We start from the raw sequence: 23,912 nt of genomic DNA, 5'->3' as shown, positions 1-23,912 counted from the left end.
TGCTGGCAGGGTCAGTTCTGAACCTGTTCCTGGACTACCTCGATACCGTTGTCTTCGAGCTCCGCGATGGTTTCGGCCACCCGCTCCTCGTTGATACCCGCCGTCAGATCCAGCAGGACTGACGTCGAGTAGCCGGCCTGCACAGCGTCCAGGGCGGTGGCGCGGACGCAATAGTCCGTGGCGATGCCTGCGACCACCACTTCGTCCACCTCGTTCTGGCGCAGCCAGTCATCCAGGCTGAGTACCTCCGCATCGTCCTCGTCGCCGTCGTCCTCCAGGTCGCCGGTGGCCACCTCGTCTTCCGGGGCAAGCAGGCCCTCGAAGCCGGAGTAGGCCGCCGCATAGGCGCCCTTGCGGAAGTAGGCGTCGATCTCGTCGGTGTCCAGGTCCGGGTGCAGTTGCGCGCCCTTGGTGCCGGCCACGCAATGCGGCGGCCAGCTGTCGACAAAGTCCGGCGTTTCGGAGAAATGCGTCCCCGGATCGATATGCCAGTCCTGGGTCGCCACCACGAAGTCGTAGTTGATGCCGTGGGCCTCAAGATGCTCGCTCAGGTCCGCAGCAACCCGGGCGCCGCCGTCGACACCCATCGAGCCACCTTCGCAGAAATCGTTCTGCACATCCACAATTACCAGTGCACGGGTCATGATTCCTCCTCAAACTCCTCGAACTCAGTGGGAATTACCGCATCGCCGCGCTGCAGGCGGCGGATGGTGCCGGGCAGCTCGGCCATTGACTTGTGGTGCCGCTCGGCCGCACGTTCGACGCCTTCGGCACCGGTCCAGCCCGGCAGCAGCTCGCCGTTCTTCATGAACTGTTCGATCAGCGCGCGGTCATTGCCGTCGTCCTTCGGCCGGTGGCCGATGCCGACGATTTCCGCGGTGGCGGTGCCGCGTTCATTGAGCCGGCGCAGGGCGTATTTGCGTCCGCCGACGGAGACCTTGTTTTTGGCCGCCTTTGCCACCGGCACCGGGTTTCCGTTGTCGTCGTCGCGGCTAACCAGCTTGTACACCATGCTCGCCGTCGGGGCTCCGGAACCGGTGACCAGTTCCGTGCCTACACCGTAGGAGTCCACCGGGGCGGAGGCCAGGGCCGCGATCGCGAACTCATCCAGGTCAGACGTGACGGTGATATGCGTGTTGTGGTTGCCCAGATCGTCCAGCAGCTTGCGGACCCACTGGGCCTGGGTGACCAGATCGCCGGAGTCCAGCCGCACGCCGCCGAGCTCCGGGCCGGCGAGTTCAACGGCCGTCCGGACGGCATTTTCGACGTCGTATGTATCCACCAGCAGCGTGGTGCCCTTGCCAAGGGAAGCGAGTTGGGCCTCAAAGGCCGCCCGCTCGCTGTCATGGAGCAGGGTGAAGGAATGGGCAGCGGTTCCCACGGTCTTGATGCCGTAGCGGAAGCCCGCCTCCAGGTTGGAGGTGCTGGCGAACCCCGCGATCACCGCTGCGCGAGCCGCGGCCACGGCGGATTCTTCCTGCGTGCGCCGCGAACCCATCTCGATGCAGGGCCGGGCGCCGGCCGCGCTGGTCATCCGGGACGCTGCCGAGGCGATGGCGCTGTCATGGTTCAGTGCGGAGAGGATGAAGGTTTCGAGCACACAGGCTTCGGCGAAGGAAGCTTCGACGATGAGGATGGGCGAGTACGGAAAGTAGGCTTCCCCTTCGGCATAGCCGTAAATGTCCCCGCTGAACTTGAAATCCGCCAGCCAGTCGAGAGTGGGGGAGTCGACCACGTTGGTACGGGCCAGGAAATCGAGCTGGGCTTCGGGGAAAGTGAAGTTCTGGATGCCCTCAAGAATCCGGCCGGTGCCGGCAACCACGCCGTAGCGGCGGCCGTCCGGCAGCCTGCGGGCGAACGCTTCGAAGACGGAGCGCCGGTGGGCAGCTCCGGAGCGCAGGGCGGCCTGCAACATGGTCAGCTCGTAATGGTCGGTATACAAGGACGTGCTGGGAGGAACCCAGCCGGATTCGGTACTCACATCACAAACTCTAATCCGGTGTTCGCCGTCTGAGTACCCGGCACGGCCAAAGCGGCGCGGGGAGTCGTGAAGCCTACAATGGAAGTCATGACGTCGAGCATTTACCCTGATTTCGCCCTGCCCGCGGTGGTGGTCAACACTATCGTCGACGCCGAAGCAGAAACTGCCCGGGACGCCGAAGTCGAGGAGCTCTCCGCAACGGACGTGCCCTGGGTGGTCATTGTCTGGAATGATCCGGTCAACCTCATGAGCTATGTCAGCTACGTCTTCCAAAGCTACTTCGGCTACTCGGAAGCCAAGGCCAACAAGCTGATGCTCGAGGTGCACCAGCAGGGCAAGTCGGCGGTGGCCAGCGGCAGCCGGGAAAAGGCGGAGCGGGACACCGTGGCAATGCATTCATTCGGCCTATGGGCCACGTACCAGAAGGCGGACCAGGCGTAAGTATGGCCAAGGCATTCAGGAACACGCGCAAGGGCATTACCGGCGAGCTGGAAGCAGCGGAGCGGGATCTGATCCGCCGCCTGTTCGAGGACATCATCAGCATGCTTGAGCGCGAGGGGATCGCCGACGAGGACCCGCTGGCAGCAATGGTCGGGCTGGACAGCAAGGCCGTCAAGCCCGAGGACAGCGCCCTGCTGCGCCTGCTGCCGGATGCGGTGAAGAACGACGACGGCGAGGCGCTCGAGTTCCGCCGGCTCACCGAACGTTCCCTGCGGGAAGACAAAGTGGCGGCGCTGCGCGCCAGCTCGCTGCTGCTGGAGCAGAGCCACGTCCAGCTGACTGCCGAGCAGGCCCGGCTCTTCGCCCGCGCGGTCAATGATGTGCGGCTGGTGCTGGCGGACCGGCTCAAGATCGAAACGGATGAAGACGCCCAGGCCCTGCACGGCATTGACGACTGGTCCCAGGCCGAGGATCTGGACACCTACCTGGCCCTGGTCTACAACTTCATGACCTGGCTGCAGGAGACCTTGATGCAGGCGTTGCTGGACGGGCTGGGCAGGCCCGAATCGGGCAGTTGAGGTCCGCCGGCGGGCTTCGTGCAGCGTCATCGGACTGTGAGATGGCTTACAGCTGTTGCACGGAAGTTCTGCAATAGCACGGCCAGGACTTATCCTCGTTAGATCATGAGCCCGGACGTGAGTGCGACTTTGAAGAACAGCCAACCCTCTGCCCCCATCGGTATTTTCGATTCGGGAGTCGGTGGGCTGACGGTTGCGCGTGCTGTTATTGACCAGTTGCCGCAGGAGTCTGTGCTGTACGTCGGGGATACCGCGAACGGCCCCTACGGACCGCTGCCGATCGCCGAAGTGCGGGCCAACGCCCTGGGCGTGATGGATGAACTGGTGGACTCCGGCGTCAAACTGCTGGTCATCGCCTGCAACTCGGCCTCCGCGGCCGTGCTGCGCGATGCGCGGGAACGCTATACCACCCGCTACGGAATTCCGGTGATCGAAGTCATCCAGCCGGCGGTCCGCCGCGCCGTGGCGTCGACCCGCAGCGGCCGGATCGGCGTCATCGGTACTTCCGCAACCGTCGGCTCCCGCGCCTACGAAGACACCTTTGCCGCCGCGCCGCATCTGGATGTCACGTCGGTCGCCTGCCCGCGGTTCGTCGAATACGTGGAAGCCGGCGTCACGGCCGGGGACCAGCTCCTGTCCACGGCCGAGGCGTATCTTGCGCCGCTGAAAACGGCGGACATCGACACCCTGGTGCTCGGCTGCACCCACTATCCGCTGCTGACCGGCGTCATCTCCTATGTGATGGGGGACAGCGTCACGCTGGTCTCCAGCGCCGAGGAAACCGCCAAGGACGTGTACCGTGCGCTGGTGCGCCACGACCTCCTTCGCCAGGATGGCCTGCCCCCGCAGCACCACTTCATTGCCACCGGCGACGCGGCCGCGTTCGAGGTTCTGGCCAGACGCTTCCTGGGGCCCGAGGTCCGCACCGTGGAACACGTGGACCGCGTGGCGGCGCAATACCCCACTGGAGCCATGGCGCGGATCACCGACGAGATGATCGCTGCGGCGAAGTCCAGGAACGGCAGGAACGGGAGCTCCCCACTGTCGCATTTCGTCGGGGCCGGACGTGAGGACTCGGGGATATGAACCTGACCATTATCGGATGCACCGGTTCCTTCCCGGGCCCGCTGTCACCTGCTTCCTGCTATCTGGTGTCGGCTCACGACGGCGAAAGGACCTGGCGGATCCTGCTGGACCTGGGCAACGGTGCGCTGGGAACGGCACAGCGTTACATGGACTTGGAAGACATCGACGCGATCTTCCTGAGCCACCTGCATCCGGACCATTGCATGGATCTGTGCGGACTGCATGTTGCCGTGCGCTGGAACCCGGACGGCTGGTCAAAGGGCCGCATCCCGGTGTGGGGGCCGGCCGCCACCGCGGACCGTATGGCCACAGCCTACGGACTCGAGCTGGACCCGGGCATGCACGAAGAGTTCGACTTTCACAACTGGACGGACCGGGAAAGCGTTAAGCTGGGCCCCTTCACCATCACCCCGTACGCCGTGCGCCACCCGGTGGACGAGGCGTACGCCATGCGCGTCGAGGCCACCGAGCCGGGCCCCAACGGTCCGGTCACAAAGATCCTGACCTATTCCGGCGACACGGACAGCTGCGACGCACTGGTCGAAGCGGCTCAGGATTCGGATATGTTTCTCTGCGAGGCGGCCTACCATGAGGGCCGAGATGACGCCATTGAAGGAATCCACCTGACGGGAAAGCGGGCCGGTGCCGCGGCGACCAAGGCCAATGTCAGCCGGCTGCTGCTGACCCATCTGCCGGTGTGGAACGATTCCGTGCGCACGGTCGAAGAAGCCCGTGAGACCTACTCGGGCGGTTTGGCCGTGGCCGTGGCCGGAGTCAGCTACGTCGTCTGAGCGTTGGCCGTGCGGATAAGCTGGATTCATGACTTCAGTTGATTCGAGCTCAGCCCTGCCCACCGCCATCGTCCGTGCCGATGGACGCACACCGGACCAGCTGCGGCCCATCAGCATTACCCGGGGCTGGTCCAACCAGGCCGAAGGCTCGGCGCTGATCGAATTCGGCAACACGCGGGTGCTGTGCACCGCGTCCCTGACCCAAGGCGTGCCGCGCTGGCTCAAGGGCGAAGGCCGTGGCTGGGTCACCGCTGAATACGCCATGCTGCCCCGTGCCACGAACACCCGCTCCGACCGCGAATCCGTCAAGGGCAAGATCGGCGGCCGCACCCACGAGATTTCGCGGCTGATCGGCCGTTCCCTGCGCTCCATCATTGACCTCAAGGCCCTGGGCGAAAACACCATCGTGCTGGACTGCGACGTCCTGCAGGCCGACGGCGGAACCCGTACCGCTGCGATCACCGGGGCCTATGTGGCGCTGGCCGACGCGTTGCGCTGGGCCAAGGAAAACAAGCTCGTGGCCCGCAATGCCCAGCCGCTGATCGATACGGTGGCAGCAGTCAGCGTGGGCATCATCGACGGCGTGCCCATGCTCGATCTGCCCTACGTGGAAGATGTGCGCGCCGAGACGGACATGAACGTCGTCGTTACCGGGTCCGGAAAGTTCGTCGAAGTCCAGGGCACCGCGGAGGGCGCGCCGTTTGACCGGGACGAATTGAACGCCCTGTTGGATCTCGCTCTCGCGGGCACCGTCGAACTGGCTCAGATCCAGCGCGAGACGCTAGGGGAGAGTGCATGAGCGGCTCGGCTCAGCACGAAGGTGCAGCCCGCCTGGTCCTGGCCACCAGGAACCCCGGCAAGCTGCGTGAACTGCGTGAGTTGCTGCGAGGACAAGTCCCCGGTCTCGACGTCGACACCCAGGTTATCGACGCAGCCACCGCCGGCGTGCCCGATGTGAAGGAAACCGGGGTCAGCTTCGAAGAGAACTCCCTGCTCAAGGCACGGGCCGTGGCGGAAGCGACCGGGTTGGTCGCCGTCGCCGATGATTCCGGCCTTGAAGTCGATGTCCTCGGCGGGGCTCCGGGCATCTTTTCGGCCCGCTGGGCCGGTTTGCACGGCGATGACGCCGCCAACCTGAAGCTCCTGCTGGCCCAGCTCGAAGACATCGGACCGGAACACCGCGCGGCGTCCTTCGTCTGCGCGGCGAGCGTTGTCTCGGCCGATATGAACGCCGTGGTGGAGGGCAGGCTTCGCGGAACGCTCCTGACCGAACCGCGCGGCGCCAGCGGCTTCGGCTATGACCCGATCCTCCAGCCCGAGGGCATGGACCGCAGCTGTGCCGAACTGTCGCCGGAGGAAAAGAACGCCATCAGCCACCGCGGGCAGGCCTTCCGGGCACTGCTGCCGCACCTGGTCAAAGCCCTGAGCTGAGTCCGTGGTCTTCGTCACGGTACAGATGTGGCGTTCGGCGAAGCGGAGAAGCGTAGGGCACACTTGAAGGCATCATGAGCATCCATTTCCCCGCCGCTGTTTCCGCCCAGTCCACCGACTCCGCCGCGAACCTCACGGGCGTGGCCCAGTGGGCCGTGAACATGATGGAGACCATCGGGGCTCCCGGTGCGGGTCTGGCCATCGCGTTGGAAAACCTCTTCCCGCCGCTTCCCAGCGAGGTCATCCTGCCGCTGGCCGGTTTCACCGCCAGCCGGGGTAACTTCACGCTGATCGAGGCGCTGCTGTGGACCACACTGGGCTCTGTGCTCGGGGCCTGGCTGCTCTACGGGCTTGGCGCCTGGCTGGGCCGCCGGCGGATGTATGCCATTGCGGACAAACTGCCGCTGGTCGACGTCGAGGATGTCGAAAAGGTAGAAGCCTGGTTCAACCGGCACGGTTACAAGGCAGTCTTCTTCGGTCGGATGATCCCGATCTTCCGGTCCCTGATTTCCATTCCGGCCGGTATTGAACGAATGCCGGTGTGGAAGTTCCTGCTCCTGACCACGGCCGGCAGCCTGATCTGGAACACTATCTTTGTGCTTGCCGGGTTCTACCTCGGCGAAAACTGGCACTTTGTGGAGCAGTACGCGGACATCTTCCAGAAGATCGTCATTGCCGCAGTGGTCATTTTGGGTGCCTATTGGCTCATTTCCAAGATTGTGAAGATCCGCAACAGCCGGAATTCCGCTTCCTGACTCCTAGCTAAAGTCCCAGCTCGCGCAGCAGGTCGGTATCCGGGATGTGGTGCACGGTGATCATTCCAAGCGAGGCGGCGGCCGCAATGTTTTCGGCCTTGTCGTCGATGAAGACGATCGCGGACGGATCCGCGTTCAAGGTTGAGAGCACGTGCTGGAAGGCGCCGGGATTGGGCTTGACCTTGCCGATCCGGGAGCTGTAAAAGCACTGCGAAAAGTACCGGGTCCATGCTGCGGAAGAGAATTCGTCTGCCATGGCCAGCGGCATATTGGACAGCACTGCCAGCTGCGCGGTGCGGGAACTGAGCAGATCCAGGACATCGAGCGTGTCCAGATTCAGGTGTGACCACTGGATCGCGTCCAGTGAATCCAGTTCCATTGCCCTGCCCTCGGAGACTGCCGAGCCGACAACCCGTGCCCAGTACTCTCTCGAGGAGAGCCGACCCTCGTCATACTCCAGCCGGTGAAGCCAGTAAGCGCTGTCCGTATGCCGCAGATTCAGGCCTGCCGCCTCTTCCAGCGCCAGCCAATCCGCTTCTTCCGGGGCGGTGGAAATCACCATGCCGTAGTCGAACAGATACCACTGCGGCACGGGGGTGAGAGTAGCCATGTCTCAAGGGTAGCGCTGCGCCTGCCGGCTTCTAAGGGCTCCAGTGTAAACACTTCATTAAGCTTCTCCTCCGCATTTCCCCAGCCACATCTCTTGACCGCCGGTGCAGGAGGTGTTGTATGGTTAGCTACATGAGTAATGAACCCCGTAACCTCGCCGACGCAGATGGAGGTTGGAAGGGCAGGTGGCCAGGTGATCGATGAATCGCGCCCGATCTTCATGCAGATTGCCGAGCTCATCGAGAACGACATCGTCGATGGGGCACTGGCAGAAGAGGCGCAGGTTCCTTCCACCAACGAATTTGCCGCCTTCTACCGAATCAACCCCGCGACGGCGGCCAAAGGCGTCAACCGGCTGGTGGACGAGGGCATCCTTTACAAGAAGCGGGGTATCGGCATGTTCGTGGCCACCGGCGCGCGCGCTCTGCTGTTGGACAGGCGAAGGGAAGAATTCTTCCGCCAGTATGTCCAGCCGCTGGCCCGGGAGGCCCGCAAGCTTGGCATCGGCAAGGAGCAGCTGGCGCAAATGCTCAGCCGCAGCGAGACAGGCACAGAAACCAGTGAAAGGAGTGTGGCACAGTGACGGCCCCAGGCGAGTCGACCATCATCGAAATCCGCAATGTCACCAAGCGTTACAAGGACACCACAGCCCTCGACGACGTCAGCTTGAACATCTATGGCGGCAAGATCTACGGTCTGCTCGGCCGGAATGGAGCCGGTAAGACCACCCTGATGTCGGTGCTGACCGCACAGGGCTTCCAGACCTCCGGCGAGATCCGGGTCTTTGGCGAGCATCCCTATGAAAACGACAGGGTCCTGAGCCGGATCTGTTTCATCAGGGAGTCGCAGAAGTACCCGGACGATTTCAGCGCCGAACAGGCGTTCGCCTCGGCCGCACTGTTCTTCAGCAACTGGGACAAGGCCTTTGCCCGACGGCTGGCGGATGACTTCCAGCTGCCGCTCAAGCGCCGGATCAAGAAGCTCTCGCGCGGCCAGCTCTCCGCCGTCGGAGTCATTATCGGCCTGGCCTCGCGGGCGGAAGTCACCTTCTTCGACGAGCCATACCTGGGACTCGACGCCGTGGCCCGGCAGATTTTCTACGACCGGCTTGTCGAGGATTATTCGGAGCATCAGCGCACCATCATTCTTTCCTCCCACCTGATCGATGAGGTAGCGAACCTGCTCGAGCACGTGATCGTGATCGACAAGGGCAAGATCATGATCGACGACGACGCCGAGGCCATCCGCGGCTCGGCGTTCACCGTAGTCGGCACGGGCACCAGGGTCGCCGCCTTTACCGCCGGCCGCGAGATCCTCCACCGGGAATCCTTGGCCTCGCTGGCTTCGGTGAGTGTCCAGGGCCGGCTGAGTGAAGGCGAGCGGGCCGAAGCCGCTGAGCTCGGCCTGGAGGTGGCGCCGGTGTCCCTGCAGCAACTCATCGTCCGCCGGACCATGGATCCTGGCCCCGAACTGTCCATGAACGGGGCGGCTACCGAACTGGAGGTCTCACCGTGAACCGCATTGTCAACGTCGCCCGGATGCAGCTCATCAATAAGTGGACCTTCCTGGGCATCCCGGCGGTCATCTTGGCGGGCGCCTTCCTGGTCACCTATCTCATTTGGGTACTGATCCCGGACGGCGGCCCCACTGTGTACTCCGGAGCTGCACAGGCCGTCATGTGGTACTTCCTGGCCCTGGGGATCCAGTCGCTGACCCTCACCTTCCCGTTCTCGCAGGCCATGAGTGTCAGCCGCCGGACCTTCTACATCGGCACCGTAGGCTTATTCGCCGTCGTCGCCCTGGCCATCAGTGTTCTTTACTACATTCTCGGCCTGATCGAAGTGGCGACCAACGGCTGGGGCCAGAACGGGCAACTCTACGCCCTGGGCTGGGTCGCGGGCAGCCACGCCGTGGTCCAGATCCTGTTCTACTTCATCGCCATGCTGGCGTTGTTTATGGTCGGCTTCTGGTTCGCCACCATCTACAAACGCTGGCGGGCTACGGGCATGCTGATCGTCTGGATCGCGATTGCCTTGGTGCTGCTGGGCCTGGTGGCCTTGACCACATGGCAGGGCTGGTGGCCCGCGGTCGGCGCCTGGTTCGTTGCGCAGACGCCGCTGAGTGTCTCCGGCTGGGTTGCGCTATTCTGCGCCGTCCTCGCCGCGGGTTCCTACCTCACACTGCGGCGGGCCGAGCCGTAGGGAACTGAGCTACGCTCCAGCGAACACCCAAAATAACGACGACGGTTGCCGGCCTTGGTGCCGGCAGCCGGGTCGTGTTTATGGCAGGAACTGTCCTGGCGGGCCGGTACTCTTGAGGGCGTGGGAATCGAGTTCACGGCCATAGACTTTGAGACAGCAAACGGGTTCAGGGGCTCTCCATGCTCTGTGGGTCTGACCAAGGTCCGTGACGGGCAGGTGGTGGAAGAAGCCTCCTGGCTGATGCGTCCGCCGGAGGGCTTCGACCACTTCGATCCGCGCAACGTCCAGATCCATGGCATCACCGCTGATATGGTCGCCGGCAGCCCGCGTTTCGGGGAGATTTTTCCCGAGATGGCCGGCTTTATCGGTGCGGATGTCCTGGTGGCACACAATGCCGCGTTCGATATGGGCGTGATCCGTTCGGCGCTGGAAGTCTCGGAGCTCTCCGGGCCTGCCTATGACTACGCGTGCACCGTCATCCTTTCGCGGCGCAGCTACTCGCTGGTGTCCTATTCTTTGCCGTTCGTCGCCGAAGCCGCAGGCGTTCCGCTACTGAACCACCACGATGCGGTTGCCGATGCCCGGGCGTGCGCCGGCATTATGGTCGACATTGCCGCCCGGAACTCGGCGGCCAGCATTGCCGAACTTCTGGTCTCCATGCAGCTGCCGGCGTCGCGGCTGCAGGAATACGTCCCGGGCCGCGACGGCCTCTCCAAACCTACAGTCAACGCCCGCACCCGCCAGGAGCTGGCCGGCGCAGCCGGGGGAGCGGCGCCGAGCACCGCCTGGACTTACTGGCCGCAGGAAGGCTCCAATCCGCCGGCCAATCCGGAAGCGGACGAGACACATCCGCTGTTCGGGCAAACCATCGTGTTCACCGGCAACCTGGGGATTGAACGCCAGCAGGCCAAGATCCGGGCAGCTGCGCTCGGCGCCCAGCCGGCCAGCACCGTGACGCGCAAGACCAGCGTCCTCGTGGTGGGCGACGGCTTCGTCGCGGCGGACCTCAAGCGGGGCCGGATCACTACCAAGGCACAGAAGGTCCTGGCGCTGCACGGCCGCGGCCAACAGGTGGAGGTCCTCTCCGAGGGAGAGTTCCTGCAGATGCTCGGCGGCGAATGGCCGTCCACCAGCGCCTGAAGCTGGGTAGCCGAAACCGCGTAGCCTGAATCCCGTATTAAAGGTCCAGCCGGAACCCGGTCAGTTCCTGGGACAGGTCGATCAGCCTTGACGCGGCGTTCCGTTCGAGGGCATGGGACTGCGGCCGCACCAGTGCGGGCCGTCCCCGGAGCTGGAACGGCCCGTCGGGCCCCCAGTAGTCCCCGTTGCGGACCTCATCGTCCACGGCGGCACGCACCAGCGGCCAGGCGCCGGCGTCCTTGCCCTGGGCGAAGGGGCGGCTGAACCGTTGCTGCACGGCCGAGGCTGGCCGATAGGTGGCCACACCGGGCCGCCGCGGGGTGAACATGCTGCGGGAATAGCCGGGATGGGCCACAATCGAGGTGGCCGGAGAGCCCATCAATTCGAGCCGGTGCGCCAGTTCGAAACCGAAACTCATCACCGCCAGCTTGGACAGGGCATAGGAGTGGTAGCTCGAGTACTTGCGAGGGTGCGCCGCCGTGGTGAAGTCCGGCCTCACCCAGCGGTGGCTGACGCTGCCCACGTGAACAATGCGGCTGCCATGGGCGGCCAGCGCGGGCATCAGTTCGGCGACCAGCGCGAAATGGCCCAGATGGTTCGTGCCGAACTGGAGCTCGAAGCCATCAACAGTGTTCTGCCGCAGCGAAGAGCCGATAACGCCGGCATTGGCCACAAGAGTGTCGATGTGCTCCAAGTCCGAGAGTTGCGCGGCCGCGTGCCGCACCGAGGCCAGGCTCGCCAGGTCTAGATGCTGGTAGGTCACGTCTGCTTCCGGAATGCGGGCCTTGATCGCGGTGATGGCAGCTTTGGCTTTCTGCGGATTCCGCGCGGCGATGATGACCTCGGCGCCCGCTTCGGCCAGTTGTTCGGAGGCGAAATAACCCAGGCCGGCGTTTCCGCCGGTGACGACCACCGTTTTTCCGTGCAAGGGCGGCAATGCGTTGGGGATCCAGTCCTGAGTCATGAAACCAGCGTATCGGCCGCTCCGGCTGCTTAAGCCGGGGCCTGGGTCTGGGTCAGGAAGCGGGCCGCCATGCCGAGGACCGCCCCCGGCGCTTCTGCCGCGTCAACCCAGGATGGGGGCAGCGCCGCCTCCCCATAGAACGCCCCGAGGATATTCCCCGCGATGCTCCCGGTGGAGTCGCTGTCGCCGTCGTGATTAATGGCTATGGTGAGGGCGCTGCGGAAGTGCTCTTCCGGCGTCGTACTCCCGGCGGTAACCAGGACCGCATAAAGAGCGACGGCGAGTGCCTCCTCGGCGACCCAGCCCTCACCCAGCGCTGCGGGCAGTTCCGCCGGTGCGATGACGCCTTGCTCCGCCAGACCGATGGCCGCGCGGAGCCTGGCGGCGAGCTCGGGGACGGATGTTTCCTGCTCGGCGCGGGTGAGTACGGCAGCTGCGGCGTCGGAGAATGAGGCGTTCTCGTGGACCAGCAGCCTGATGAGGGAGGCGAAGGCCGCGGCGCTGTGGTGGGCTGCCGGGTGGCCATGGGTTAGGGCCGAGCCGTTGACCGCGAAGGTGTACACGGTCTCCGGGGTGACGAACGGCAGCAGCCCGAACGGAGCGGAGCGCACCACGGATCCGCAGCCCTTGGACTGCGGATTCACCGGCCGGGCCAGTGTCCCCATCTCGCCGGTGGCCAGCCCCGACAAACGTGCCTTGCCCGGGTCGCGACGCTGCTTAAGAACCGGCTGGGCGTCGATCCAGCGCGGCGCCGGCTGCGGGGCGGAATCGGGAAAGCCGCCTTCCTGGCCTGCATACCAGCGCAGGTAGGCCAGCCACAGGAGGGCTGTCTCGTCAGCAGCCGTGCCGTCGTTGGCCCACTCCAACGCCTCGACCACGGCATCCACAGTGTAAAGGGTCAGCTGCGTGTCGTCGGAGATGTGGCCGGGGAAGTCCAGCTGCGAGAAATCCCGCAGTCCGTCGGGTCCGAAGCGTTCCTGGATCTGGTTCCAGCTGGAAAACTCAACGGCATAGCCCAATTGGTCGCCGAGGGAACCGCCCAGCAGGCAGCCGCGGACGCGGGAAGCGAAGTCAATAGTCACCCCTCCAGCTTATCCGCGCCCCCACTCCCGTTCGGCGTGCCGGAGCGGGTCCCCGGCAATGGCCGCCCAGGCGATTCAGCAAACGTTCAGCTTATTCCCAGCATCAGGTGAAACGCTGTAGTCGTTTTGTGATCGGACGCCGGTCCAGCACCGGCCCAAGGAGGTAATAACCAGATGTCGACAGAGCAGGCTGAGAACCCCCAGCCACGTCCCGCACCGCTGGCGGCGAGGGAACTGCCTCCACGGCTAGGGGAGGGCTACGGGATGTCGGCGCGGATCGCCGCCGAGATTGCGGGTGCCTTTCTGTTGTTCTTCGGTGCCTTGGGCATCGGCATGTTCAACCCGCAGGGCGGATTCGCCGTGCCGTTCGGTTTCGGCCTGGCCGTGATCGCCGGCATGCTGGCATTCGGCCACATCTCCGGCGGACAATTCAACCCGGCGATCACGCTGGGCAGTGCGCTCGCGGGCAGGACCGGCTGGAAGAACGTCCTGCCGTACATCATCGCCCAGCTGGTCGGTACATCGCTGGCCGCCGTCGTGCTGTGGGTCATCATGCGCAGCCACCCGGTGGGATCCCAGGCCGCCCAGGTGTTCTCCTCCGTTGCCAATGGGTATGCTTCCGGCGAAGACCTCGGCTTCACGATGGCCGGCGTCTTCCTCGCGGAAACCATCGGCACCGCGATGCTCGTGGCTATCTACCTCGGTGCCACCTCTTCGCGCGACCGGCTGCGCAGCGCACCCTACGCCGTGGGTCTGGCCTTCGCCGTGCTGACGGCCGCCCTGCTGCCGATCTCCAACGCGGGCATGAATCCGGCCCGCTCCACAGCCGCGGTCTACTTCGCCGAACCGGCCGCCCTGGGCGAGCTGTGGCTGTTCTGGGTCGCTCCGGTGCTGGGCGCGGTCATTGCCGGGCTGCTGTACCGCAGTGCTGAAACCGCGCCTGCCGGCAAGACTAAAAATGCGGACGACGCCGGACGGCCGGCTTCGGCGGCTGCCGATACCTCCGCTGCCGGTTCCGTTACCGGTACACCCACGGGCGCCACGCCCGGCGAAGGCGTCGCCGGGGGCAATGCGGTGGTCGATACTGTCGACGATAACCAGAACACTACCGACGGTAAACCTGCCCGGGACGACCTCGGTGCCGCAGAGGCCCGCGACTTCTTCGACCAGAAGCCGGCTCCCAAGGACGCCGGCCGCAAGGACTCCGCCGAGTAAGGCCTTACCACCGCCCGCTTTGAGAAGGCGTGTCCCGTCCCTGCCGCAGGGGCGGGACACAGCTGTGTAAAAGGACACCTGTGGATAACGGCAGGTCTGCGAAAAACTGTCAGAGCCGGCAGGTAGCTTTGAAGCCATGAAGCTTTTGCACACATCGGACTGGCACCTGGGCCGGTCTTTCCACGGCGTCGGCATGCTCGGAGCGCAACAGCACTTTATCGACCAGCTGGTGGACACGGTCCGGGAACGCAGCGTGGATGTCGTGCTCATTGCCGGTGACGTCTACGACCGTGCCCTGCCGGGGGTGGACGTCGTCACGATGTTTTCGGACGCACTGTCCAGGATCCGGTCGGCCGGCGCCCGGATCATCCTGACCAGCGGCAACCATGACTCAGCCTCGCGCCTGGGCTTCGGCAGCGCCATTCTGGCCCACGGCGGCGTCCACCTCAGGACCCGGATTGCCGAGCTGGCCACCCCAGTGGAACTTGAGCTGGCCGGCGCCACCCTGGCCGTTTATGGTATCCCGTACTTGGAGCCGCGGCTGACGGCGGGGGAACTGGAGGCAGCCGCGCCCACGCACACTGCCGTGATGCGTGCCGCCTTGGAACGTGTCCACCATGATCTGGAGAGCCGCAGGGCACACGGGCCGGTCCGCTCGCTGGTCATGGCACACACTTTCGCCAGCGGCGGATTGACCTCGGACAGTGAGCGGGACCTGAGCATCGGCGGAGTGGGGGCAATCCCGCTGGACCTCTTCGACGGCCTCGACTATGTGGCGCTGGGGCATCTACATGGGCGCCAGGAGCTGAGCCGTTCAGTGCGCTATTCCGGTTCGCCCCTGCCGTATTCGTTTTCCGAAGCAGGCCACCACAAGGGCGGGATCCTGCTTGAATTTGACCAGGAGGGCCTGGCTGGAGCGGAGAACATCAGCTGGGACACCGGGCGCCGGCTCGCAGTGCTCCGCGGCACCATGGCGGACCTGCTGGAATCGGACCAGCACGCCGCCGCAGAAGACTCCTACTGCCAGATCACCGTCACTGATGCAGAGCGGCCGCTGAAAGCGATGGAACGGCTCCGCACCCGTTTCGCCCATACGCTTGTCCTCGCTTTCGAGCCGGAAGGAGGCCCGCGGTCGGACCGCCTGACCTACAGCGAACGTATCGCCAAAGCACAGGATGACCTGGAGGTCTGCTGCGGTTTTCTTGACCATGTGCGGTCCCGGTCAGCAGGGGATGCGGAATGTGGCTTGCTGATGGAAACCCTGGCCAAGGTCCAGACCGCGGAGGTGTCCGCATGAGACTGCACCGGCTGGAGATCCAGGCCTTCGGCCCGTTCGCGCAACGCCAGAGCGTGGATTTTGACGAGCTCAGTGCCCACGGCCTGTTTCTGCTCAACGGCAAAACCGGCGCGGGAAAGACCAGCATTTTGGACGCGGTATGTTTCGCACTGTACGGATCCGTACCCGGTGCCCGGCAGTCCGGCAAACGGTTGCGCAGCGACCACGCGGACCCGGCGTTGGCCCCGGAAGTAGTGTGCGAATTCAGCGCCCGAGGCCGCCGTTTTGAAGTCACGCGCTCGCCGCAATGGGACCGGCCGTCCACCAGGTCCAGCAAGGGCAGTGTTACCGAGCAGGCGCGTACCCATCTTCGGGAACTCGTGGACGGCAGCTGGATCGAGAAATCGGCCAGGAATGACGAGGCCGCCGTCGAACTTGGCGACGTGCTGGGCATGAGCCTCGACCAGTTCACCAAGGTGGTGATGCTGCCGCAGGGCGAATTCGCGGCCTTCCTGAGAGCGGACGCCAAAGAACGACGTCCGCTGCTGCAGCGTCTGTTCGACACGGACCGCTATGAGCTGATCGAAGAATCCCTGGCTGCCGACGCCGCAGCGGCACGAACCGCTTTTTCAGCCGCCGAATCGGAGCTGGGACATCTGCTGCGTCGAGCGGAGGAAGAAGCGAACCGCCATCTGGCGCCGGAGCAACTGCCGGAGGACAGCGTGCCGGCCACCGAGAAGCTGCAGCATCTGCACTCGTCCGTCGAGCGGCTGGCGCAGGAGGCAGGGGACGTCGTCGGAAGCGGCCGCACGGCACTCGATGAACTCAGGAGCAGAATTGCGCGTCAGGAAATGCGCCTGGCGGACCACACGGACTTGCTGCTTCTGCAGAGGCTGGACGCGGAGCAGGCGGCAGGGGCGGACGGATCCAGCCGACGCGCCCGGGTACTCAAGGACCACCGCGCCGCTGAACTGCTGCAATCCAGCATCCGGCACCGGGACCAGGCCTCGTCGAGGACCGAGGTAAGCCTTCAATCGGCACAGACAGCCTTCGAACGTGCAATGCGCCATCGGCTATGCGGCGTTTATGCACCGGATTTTGCATCCGGACAGCTGGAACTGCCGGCTACAGGCATTGACCGGGCCCAGGAGCTGATCGAACTTGCTGGCGGCGCCATCGGCCGGGAACTGGGCAGGATCCGTGCCCTCGTGCCCGAGGAAGCCCGTCTGAAGGAGGCAAGGGTCCAGGCGGACAGGCTGCTGCAAACTGCGGATCAGCTAGACCGCCGCTACGAAAAGATCAGTGCCGAGGCAGACGCTACCCGCGCCGCCGGCGAACAGCTCGCTGTCGATCTGGCTGCTGCCGACGGTACGGGCTCGGACGTCGAACGGCTCGGGCAGCGGTTGAAAGACGCAGAAGCGGTCGCAGAAACGGTGGCCGCCTACAGGGTATGCCGCTCCCGGGTCGACTCAGCCAAGAGGGCGCGGGATGACGCCCGTGCACTGCAACTGCAGCTGAAACAGGACTGGCTGGACCTTCTGGAGCGGCGGCTGGAGCAATCAGCGGCTGAGCTTGCCCGCACACTCGAACAAGGTGAGTCGTGTCCGGTTTGCGGATCTGACGAACATCCCCGGCTGGCAACGGCGGACAGCAACACCATGGTCAGCCGGGAGGAGGAAACCGCAGCCCGTCGGGAGCATGCCCGGGCCGAGACCGCTTACGCGAAGAAGCAGGAAAGCTGCGCTGCCCTTGAGAATAAGCTGGCGGCCCTGGCGGCCCAAGGCGGGGAAACCGACCCGGACGTCGCTGCTGCCGCTGTACAGGAGCTGCAGGAGCTCCTTGGCCAGGCACAGGAGGCCGAGCGAAACCGTGAGCGTCTGAGCGGCCTGATCGAAAAGACCCGGAACGAGCTCGCGGAACTGCTGAGCCAGGGATCGGAACTGGCGGTCGCTGCTGCCGGTGCCCGGTCAGATGCCGAGGCAGCGGCCCGGCAGGCCGACGAACTGGCGCACAAGATCGCATCGGTTCTGCCGTCGGGCGGCACGCTGCAGGAGCTGGCGGAGGGGTTGAGTGCATTGGACGGACTGCTCAAGCAGTGCCGTCAGTCGCTGGGCGAGTACAGCTACGCGCTGGCCGCTCTGGAACGGTGCAGTAGTGAGCTTGATGACGCCATAGCCGGTTCGGATTTCGGCTCGGAAGCCGACGTCCTGGCCGCTCTCCTCTCGGCACGCGAGCTGGAACAGGCCCAGCTGCAGGACCGTACATATGCCTCCCTCGGCCAGCGGGTCGAACTGCTGCAGGCCTCGGACCGGGTAGCGCGTGCACGCCAAGCCCAAAAGGATGGGGAACCGCTGCCGGACGAAGCGGAGTTGGAGGACCTTCGCCACAAGGCGCTGGCTTTGGAAAAGGAACTGCAGACCGTGGCAGTGCGGCACGGGGTGCTGCAGGATTCCGCGGAACAGCTGCTCGGCTACTGCCGGCGGCTGGAGGCGGCAGCAGTGTCGTTGGAGCCGGTCCGGGCACGCTTCGAACTGGTGCAGTCCGTTGCCGACACGGTCCGTGGCCTAGGCGAAAATGAACGGAAAATGACGCTCACCACCTATGTCCTTGCTGCCCGGCTCGAGCAGATCGCCGCGGCGGCCTCGGAACGTCTGAATGCCATGACGGACGGGCGCTACCGGCTCGTCCATGACGACTCGAAGTCGGGCAACAAGAAGTCGGGTCTTGGGCTCCATGTCAGTGACGAATGGACCGGACAACGCCGCGACACCTCGACGCTCTCCGGCGGTGAATCCTTCATGGCATCGCTTGCCCTTGCCCTGGGGCTGGCGGATGTGGTTCAGGCTGAGGCAGGCGGAGTCGATATCGAAACCCTCTTCGTGGACGAAGGATTTGGCAGCCTGGACGAACAGGCCCTTGAACAGGTGATGGACGCCCTCGAAGGCCTCCGCCACGGCGGTAGGGTCGTAGGACTGGTCAGCCATGTGGCCGAAATGAAGCAGCGCATCGGAGCGCAGCTGCAGATTAGCAAAGGCCGCGATGGCTCCACCGTGCGGATGATGACGGCGGAATCGCCCATCCTGCAACCGGTGTAGGATTAGGCCGTTATCCGGGTTGGGCGCATCGGGAGGCGGGACGATGCGCGGTTCTTGCTATCGGAAAATGACATGACACGAAGTGCGGACTCCACTCCAACTCCCAACGCCCCAGCGGCTGAGGCCACGGGCGACGTGCCGGAAGCATCATCGTCAGGCAGCATTTTCGGCCGCTACGCCCGCCTGCCAGCCTTGGCGGGACCAAGCTTCCTGCCTATTGCCTTCCTCGCACGGCTTCCCGTGGCCATGCTCACGGTGGGAGCGCTGACTCTGCTCACCGCAGTTAGCGGTTCCTACGCAATCGGTGGCTTCGCCGCCGGCGCAGTCGGTATCGGATCCGCCATCGGCGCTCCGGCGATCGGCTATTTCGCCGACCGAGCAGGCCAACGCCCGGTCCTGCTGATTTCGGCTGTTGCCCACACACTGAGCATTGGCCTCGTCCTTGTCGCCGCCTACCTCACCGCCAATTTCGACGGGCCGGAAATCTTTTTCGCCCTCGGCGCTTCGCTGCTCATGGGAGCCACTTGCCCGCAAGTGGGTCCGCTGGCGCGCGTGCGGTGGATGGCGATGACGAGGAACAACAAGCAGGAACTCGATACGGCCCTGTCCTACGAAAGTACTGCCGACGAGCTGACCTTCGTCCTGGGTCCGGCACTGGTCGGACTGCTGGCTGCCTTGGTAGCACCCTGGCTGCCGTTTGCGCTGGCGGCGACACTGACCATCGTCATGGTTTCGGCTTTCGCCGTCCACCCCACATACCGCACTGTGCAGCCGGTGACTCGGCAACTGGTAGAACAGCACCCGCAGGCGGCGGCCGCGGCGGCGAAGACTCCAGTGAACTGGGGCGTTGTCATTATTCCAGTGGCCGGGATGATCGCCATGGGGACATTCTTCGGGGCCTCCCAGAATGCATTGAACGCTTTCGGCGGCAGCTTTGGAGCGGCGGACACGGCAGGATTGCTCTACGCCGTGCTCGGCCTGAGCTCGGCGGTGACGGCGTTGTCTGTGGCCTATTGGCCGGAGACGTTTTCCCATGCCTCGCGCTGGATCGCCAGTGCGGCAGCGATGGCCGTCCTGAGCCTGCTGTTACTCCTGCCCACTGAAGTGGTGCCGATGCTGGTTGTCCTGCTGCTCGTGGGTCTGCCCGTCGGACCCACCATGGTCACCATCTTCACCATCGGAGGCAAGGTCGCTCCGGACGAGCGGCTGGGGACAGTCATGACCCTGCTGGCAAGCGGAGTAGTGCTTGGCTCGGCTCTGGGCTCCGGAGTAGCCGGGGCAATTGCCGAAACCTACGGCTACCAAGGGGCGTTCCTGGTCGCCGTCGGAGCATCCGTGGCCATGCTGGCCGTAAGCAGTCTCGGTGCCATGCTGGTCCGCAAACGGAGCTAATCAGCGGAGTTCGTCCTCTATTGCGGCAGCAGCCCGGATCAATTCTGCCCCTAACTCAGCTTCCGGCTTGTCAGTTCGGACATAAACGACGGCGACCGCAGCCGGCAACTGTCCCGGAATGCGGATGGGCGCCGCCACCGATGAGGTTCCCGGTATGACCTCCTCGTGGCTGACGCTGTAACCGACTTCGCGGGCTTTCCTGGCCTCGAGACGGTACGGCTGTCCCGAGGCCAGCTGCTCCCATTGCTCTTCGGTTAGGGCGGACTGGATGGCGATACCTGGACCGCCTGCGCTGAAGGAGTGTCGCGTGCCCGGCCGCTGAGCCAAGGTAGCTGAAGCATGGCGCGGTTCCACCGTGATAAGCGTGACGCAGTCTCGCTGGTCCCATACGGCGAGGAACGCCGTCATGGCTAGCCCATTAGCCAGGGCAGTCAGCTCCGGAAGCGCTGCCGATTGAAGATCACGGGAGACCCCGCGTGCCAGTGCGGCCAGACCCGGTCCGGCCTGGACCCGCCCGGCCGAATCACGCAGCACCAGCGCATGGTCCTCCAGCGTACGCAGAATCCGGTAGGCGATCGAACGGTGGACGCCGAGAGCCTCCGAGAGTTCAGCGATCGTCATCGGGGACCGCGCCTCGGCCAGTATCTCAAGAGCTCGAATCCCGCGGGATAAAGTCTGCGAGTGGGCGGGGGTTTTTGCGGATCTTTCCGCCCGCGCCGAGGGAACAGCGGAATCCGCAGGTGCTGCAATACGAGGCTCATTCATCAGAACATCTTCTTTTCTGTCGGGCAGAACCAGAACACAGTGGACGTGTCTGTACTCACGTTCTTATTGTTCTATATCAGGACGCGATGTTTAAATATAGAACTCCAAGCAGCCATTCGATGAATGCCATAGGTGGCACGCAACTGGTGCCCGAAGGTTCCCCACCCCTTCCCGCAAGGGAGCCGCAAGTTCCGACGGTCGCCTCGCGGGTGTTGCCTGCCATCGTTCATCCGCAGGCAGGGCTTGGGGAAAACGCCGTTGCCGAATCGTTAGGCGCCGGCCTGTGCTCTAGGTCACCGTCGTGTAATATTGCCAGAGTCACATTACCGACCGTTCTGTAAGTAATGTTCTCGCTCGGACAATCGGAGATTCTCATGTCAACGTCAGAAGAACTGGCTGGCAACCTTCCTCCCGCCACGCGGCACGAGGAGCGGAAGGTTCTTGCCGGAACGCTGGTCGGCACCACCATCGAGTGGTACGACTTCTTTATCTACGCCCAAGCGGCTGGCATGGTGCTGGCAGGCCTGTACTTCGCCCCGCTGTCGCAGGAGAGTGAGGGCCTCGCCCAGATTGTGGCTTGGGCCTCACTGGGCATCAGCTTCCTCTTCCGGCCGCTGGGTGCCATCGTTGCCGGCCATTTGGGTGACCGGCTGGGGCGCAAGCTGATGCTCGTCTTCACCTTGCTGCTGATGGGTCTGGCTACCACCCTCATTGGTGTCTTGCCGACGTACGCTGAGATCGGTATCTGGGCCCCGATCCTCCTGGTCTTCCTCCGGATCCTGCAGGGCTTCTCTGCGGGTGGCGAATGGGGCGGTGCCGCCCTTATGTCTGTGGAGCATGCTCCACGCAACAAGCGTGGTTTTTTCGGCGCCTTCCCCCAGATCGGTGTTCCTTGCGGCATGATCCTGGCCACCGGTGTCATGTGGCTCTTGACCACGTTCATGACGGAGGAAGCCTTCTTGACCTGGGGCTGGCGTATTCCGTTCCTGTTCTCCGTGGTGCTGATTGTTGTCGGCTATCTGATCCGCCGGACAGTTGACGAGAGCCCGGTCTTCAAGGAGATGCAGGAGCGCAAGAAGGAATCTGCTGCCCCTCTGGGCCAGTTGTTCAAGCACAACTGGAAAGAGGTCATCCTGACGGCATTGATCTTCATTGCCAACAACGCTGCCGGCTACCTGCTGATCGCTTTCTTCGCCTCCTACGCAACCAAAGAAATCGCCGATGGCGGGCTGGGCATGGACCGCTCCGCCGTGCTGCTGGCGAGCACCCTGGCCGCGTTCGGCTGGCTGGCCTTCACCATGTACGGCGGCATCCTTTCCGATAAGATCGGACGGATCCGCACCTTCCAGATTGGCTACGTTTGGGTGCTGCTGTGGGCCGTTCCGATGTTCCTGCTGATCGACACCGCCAGCATCATCTGGTTCACTGTGGCCGCCTTTGTGCTGACCATCGGGCTCGGCCTCTCCTACGGCCCCCAATCGGCACTGTACGCGGAGATGTTCCCTGCCAACGTTCGCTACTCCGGTGTCTCGATCGGTTACGCCATCGGCGCGATTCTGGGTGGCGCTTTCGCTCCGTTGATCGCCGAGCTGCTGCTGGGGTGGACCGGCACCACCATTTCCATCGGAATCTACATCGCGGTGCTGTGTGTGATCTCGCTGGTGGCGGTGTCTGTGGTCAAGGAAACCAAGGGTACCAATCTGCGCGTGGAAGAAGCGCACCGGGAATACCTGCAGAAGCATCCTGAGGCTCGCCAGAATTAGAAGTCCTCGGATCACGAAGGCGGGCGGGCTGTTGCGGATCTCCACGCAGCAGCCCGCCCGTCTTTGGTCTGGCACCGCGGATGGTTGCATCCCTGACGGTGTCAGTGCGAGACCTGCGTCCTGCTGCTATACCGGGGGAGTGCCAACGGGCCGCACGGGAAGTTGGCAGTCCGTGGACAGGGCGTAGTGGTCACTTGGCTGCCTTGCGGCGTCTGGCTCCGCTATCCGCCTGCAATGGGGTACGGCCAGGGACCGACCATGGAGGCCGAACCGGTTGATGATGTAACGATCCGTCGGCCGGATCCAACGGCATATCTCCTTGGCGGACCGGAATATTGTGCGGGCTGAATGTGTGGCCGGCTTGGTGCGGATGTCTTACGGTCCAGGAGTCCTGGTAGGCGACGCTGACCCCTTCCAAGGACTGCATACCGGTCCAAAACCTGATGCTGGCAGAGTCCGCTGCGGCGTCGAAGTCTCCGGCGAGTATTACATGGCGATGTGTGCTCTCCAGCAGCCTTTCCACCTCGCGTGCGGTCACCACTGCCTGTAGTTCACGTTCATGTTCGTCGCCGACCTGCCAAACGGGCTCGTGATGGACCATGAGGAAATTGCCCGGGCGCTGGAGCGTGGACTTCGGCAATCACAGCCGAGTACCAGCTGTCAGCAGAGGTGCGTGGCGAAACATCCGAGTCCAGCTCATGAAACACGACCATGGGCCATCGGGAAGCAACCACAGCAGCTGTGCCGTCAGGGCCCTCCTGTTGTGCCGCACGATGTAGTACCCGGGGCCAATGAGTTTGCCGGCTGCGTTTGGGGTTCCGGTGGCATCGATTTCCTGCAGGGCATATACGTCGGCTTCCAGCCGTGATAAACATTCCTTGAGCAGCGGACGCCGGACCGGCCAATGTGCGTGGGAGGGGGAAAGCGCGTTCATCGTAGCGATGACGCAGCACAGTCGTCTGGCGCCGTGGCTGCCCGTATGGTTCGTGGGCCGGCATGGAGGCTCCTTGCTTGCGTGCTGGATCTGGCGCTGTCTCCGTCCTGCCAGCATTCATGCCAGAGGTCAAGCGGACGCGATGGGTAGTTCTCCCCATCGCGGTTTTATCTGCCATTGCATAGGCTAGGGGAGGAAGCCGGGCTTGGGAAGAAGCCCGCTTCGTCTGATCCCGGGTCTTTGAACGAGAGGCCTGAGACGGAAAAACCGGCGCTGCACAGCCCCCCAACCTCTGCAGCCCCGGTTCTTCTGTTTAACCCGAAGTTACGTGGGCTGATCGCCCTGGTTCCTTGTGGTTCCGGGTGATCAGCCCTCTTTTGTACCACCGTTTGTAGCCACTAAATTGTGGTGTG

The 23,912-nt window shown here is 64.2% G+C and carries 22 protein-coding genes; 16 read left to right on the top strand and 6 right to left on the bottom strand.

What is annotated here, in order from left to right; genetic code table 11:
• Positions 1–11 precede the first annotated feature (11 nt).
• Entirely contained in the window at positions 12–644 is a 633-nt protein-coding gene (locus B0G38_RS08890; protein ID WP_264669116.1) for an isochorismatase family protein, read from the bottom strand.
• The gene (locus B0G38_RS08885) at positions 641–1,981 is read right to left on the bottom strand and encodes a nicotinate phosphoribosyltransferase (RefSeq protein WP_264669115.1); all 1,341 of its coding nucleotides are present in this window, start codon (positions 1,979–1,981) and stop codon (positions 641–643) included. Before B0G38_RS08885 ends, B0G38_RS08890 begins: the two co-directional genes overlap by 4 nt.
• 87 nt (positions 1,982–2,068) lie before the next feature.
• Between B0G38_RS08885 and clpS the strand changes: the two genes are divergently transcribed.
• The 7 genes from clpS to B0G38_RS08850 all read left to right on the top strand — a co-directional run bounded on the left by clpS (position 2,069) and on the right by B0G38_RS08850 (position 7,063).
• Positions 2,069–2,422 carry an ATP-dependent Clp protease adapter ClpS gene (clpS, locus tag B0G38_RS08880; RefSeq protein ID WP_264669114.1) on the top strand — a complete coding sequence of 118 codons (354 nt, stop codon included), beginning with the start codon at positions 2,069–2,071 and terminating at the stop codon, positions 2,420–2,422.
• A 2-nt stretch (positions 2,423–2,424) separates the two neighbouring features.
• Positions 2,425–3,000: a DUF2017 domain-containing protein gene (locus tag B0G38_RS08875; protein WP_264669113.1), complete on the top strand. Its 576-nt coding sequence runs from the start codon at positions 2,425–2,427 to the stop codon at positions 2,998–3,000.
• 117 nt (positions 3,001–3,117) lie between these two features.
• The gene (gene murI / locus B0G38_RS08870; RefSeq protein ID WP_264669112.1) at positions 3,118–4,086 is read left to right on the top strand and encodes a glutamate racemase; all 969 of its coding nucleotides are present in this window, start codon (positions 3,118–3,120) and stop codon (positions 4,084–4,086) included.
• Positions 4,083–4,877 (top strand): MBL fold metallo-hydrolase, encoded by a 795-nt coding sequence (locus B0G38_RS08865; RefSeq protein ID WP_264669111.1) that lies wholly within the window; start codon positions 4,083–4,085, stop codon positions 4,875–4,877. The genes murI and B0G38_RS08865 overlap by 4 nt, the downstream gene beginning before the upstream one ends.
• A gap of 28 nt (positions 4,878–4,905) precedes the next feature.
• Entirely contained in the window at positions 4,906–5,676 is a 771-nt protein-coding gene (rph, locus tag B0G38_RS08860) for a ribonuclease PH (protein ID WP_169994353.1), read from the top strand.
• Positions 5,673–6,308 (top strand): RdgB/HAM1 family non-canonical purine NTP pyrophosphatase, encoded by a 636-nt coding sequence (rdgB, locus tag B0G38_RS08855; protein ID WP_264669110.1) that lies wholly within the window; start codon positions 5,673–5,675, stop codon positions 6,306–6,308. The genes rph and rdgB overlap by 4 nt, the downstream gene beginning before the upstream one ends.
• Positions 6,309–6,382: 74 nt before the next feature.
• Positions 6,383–7,063 carry a DedA family protein gene (locus B0G38_RS08850; RefSeq protein ID WP_264669109.1) on the top strand — a complete coding sequence of 227 codons (681 nt, stop codon included), beginning with the start codon at positions 6,383–6,385 and terminating at the stop codon, positions 7,061–7,063.
• Between the two features lie 7 nt (positions 7,064–7,070).
• On the opposite strand, the gene B0G38_RS08845 is transcribed toward B0G38_RS08850, so the two are convergent.
• On the bottom strand, positions 7,071–7,673 hold the full coding sequence (locus B0G38_RS08845; RefSeq protein ID WP_264669108.1) for an HAD family hydrolase: 603 nt from the start codon (positions 7,671–7,673) through the stop codon (positions 7,071–7,073).
• 138 nt (positions 7,674–7,811) lie between these two features.
• Here B0G38_RS08845 and B0G38_RS08840 point away from each other — a divergent pair, with 138 nt between their 5' ends.
• The 4 genes from B0G38_RS08840 to B0G38_RS08825 all read left to right on the top strand — a co-directional run bounded on the left by B0G38_RS08840 (position 7,812) and on the right by B0G38_RS08825 (position 11,013).
• A complete protein-coding gene (locus B0G38_RS08840; RefSeq protein WP_264669107.1) occupies positions 7,812–8,255 on the top strand; it encodes a GntR family transcriptional regulator in 444 nt (147 codons plus the stop codon).
• Positions 8,252–9,187: an ABC transporter ATP-binding protein gene (locus B0G38_RS08835; RefSeq protein ID WP_264669106.1), complete on the top strand. Its 936-nt coding sequence runs from the start codon at positions 8,252–8,254 to the stop codon at positions 9,185–9,187. Before B0G38_RS08840 ends, B0G38_RS08835 begins: the two co-directional genes overlap by 4 nt.
• Positions 9,184–9,873, top strand: a complete 690-nt coding sequence (locus B0G38_RS08830; RefSeq protein ID WP_264669105.1) for a hypothetical protein — start codon at positions 9,184–9,186, stop codon at positions 9,871–9,873. The genes B0G38_RS08835 and B0G38_RS08830 overlap by 4 nt, the downstream gene beginning before the upstream one ends.
• 120 nt (positions 9,874–9,993) lie before the next feature.
• Positions 9,994–11,013, top strand: a complete 1,020-nt coding sequence (locus tag B0G38_RS08825; RefSeq protein WP_264669104.1) for a 3'-5' exonuclease — start codon at positions 9,994–9,996, stop codon at positions 11,011–11,013.
• A 37-nt stretch (positions 11,014–11,050) separates the two neighbouring features.
• Here the strand turns inward: B0G38_RS08825 and B0G38_RS08820 are convergent, their stop codons facing one another.
• Both B0G38_RS08820 and B0G38_RS08815 read right to left on the bottom strand, forming a co-directional pair.
• Positions 11,051–11,977, bottom strand: coding sequence for an SDR family NAD(P)-dependent oxidoreductase (locus B0G38_RS08820; RefSeq protein WP_264669103.1), 927 nt, complete (start codon positions 11,975–11,977; stop codon positions 11,051–11,053).
• A 29-nt stretch (positions 11,978–12,006) separates the two neighbouring features.
• Positions 12,007–13,059: an ADP-ribosylglycohydrolase family protein gene (locus tag B0G38_RS08815; RefSeq protein WP_264669102.1), complete on the bottom strand. Its 1,053-nt coding sequence runs from the start codon at positions 13,057–13,059 to the stop codon at positions 12,007–12,009.
• A gap of 174 nt (positions 13,060–13,233) precedes the next feature.
• Here B0G38_RS08815 and B0G38_RS08810 point away from each other — a divergent pair, with 174 nt between their 5' ends.
• The 4 genes from B0G38_RS08810 (at position 13,234) to B0G38_RS08795 (ending at position 20,037) form a co-directional block, all read left to right on the top strand.
• Complete coding sequence (locus B0G38_RS08810) at positions 13,234–14,274, top strand: MIP/aquaporin family protein (RefSeq protein WP_264669101.1); 1,041 nt, start codon at positions 13,234–13,236, stop codon at positions 14,272–14,274.
• Between the two features lie 136 nt (positions 14,275–14,410).
• Positions 14,411–15,571, top strand: coding sequence for an exonuclease SbcCD subunit D (locus tag B0G38_RS08805; protein ID WP_264669100.1), 1,161 nt, complete (start codon positions 14,411–14,413; stop codon positions 15,569–15,571).
• On the top strand, positions 15,568–18,645 hold the full coding sequence (locus B0G38_RS08800) for an AAA family ATPase (RefSeq protein ID WP_264669099.1): 3,078 nt from the start codon (positions 15,568–15,570) through the stop codon (positions 18,643–18,645). Before B0G38_RS08805 ends, B0G38_RS08800 begins: the two co-directional genes overlap by 4 nt.
• Before the next feature lie 72 nt (positions 18,646–18,717).
• A complete protein-coding gene (locus B0G38_RS08795; protein ID WP_264669098.1) occupies positions 18,718–20,037 on the top strand; it encodes an MFS transporter in 1,320 nt (439 codons plus the stop codon).
• On the opposite strand, the gene B0G38_RS08790 is transcribed toward B0G38_RS08795, so the two are convergent.
• The gene (locus B0G38_RS08790; RefSeq protein ID WP_264669097.1) at positions 20,038–20,802 is read right to left on the bottom strand and encodes an IclR family transcriptional regulator; all 765 of its coding nucleotides are present in this window, start codon (positions 20,800–20,802) and stop codon (positions 20,038–20,040) included. It abuts the gene before it with no gap.
• Between the two features lie 374 nt (positions 20,803–21,176).
• On the opposite strand from B0G38_RS08790, the gene B0G38_RS08785 reads away from it, so the two are divergent.
• A complete protein-coding gene (locus B0G38_RS08785; protein ID WP_264669096.1) occupies positions 21,177–22,565 on the top strand; it encodes an MFS transporter in 1,389 nt (462 codons plus the stop codon).
• Positions 22,566–23,912: the final 1,347 nt, after the last annotated feature.

Origin of the sequence: Crystallibacter permensis (assembly GCF_025960875.1) — a bacterium.
In the GTDB taxonomy this organism is placed as follows: Bacteria; Actinomycetota; Actinomycetes; order Actinomycetales; family Micrococcaceae; genus Crystallibacter; species Crystallibacter permensis.
Note: the sequence above shows the minus strand (reverse complement) of the source record. Positions and strands in the feature narration are given on the sequence as shown.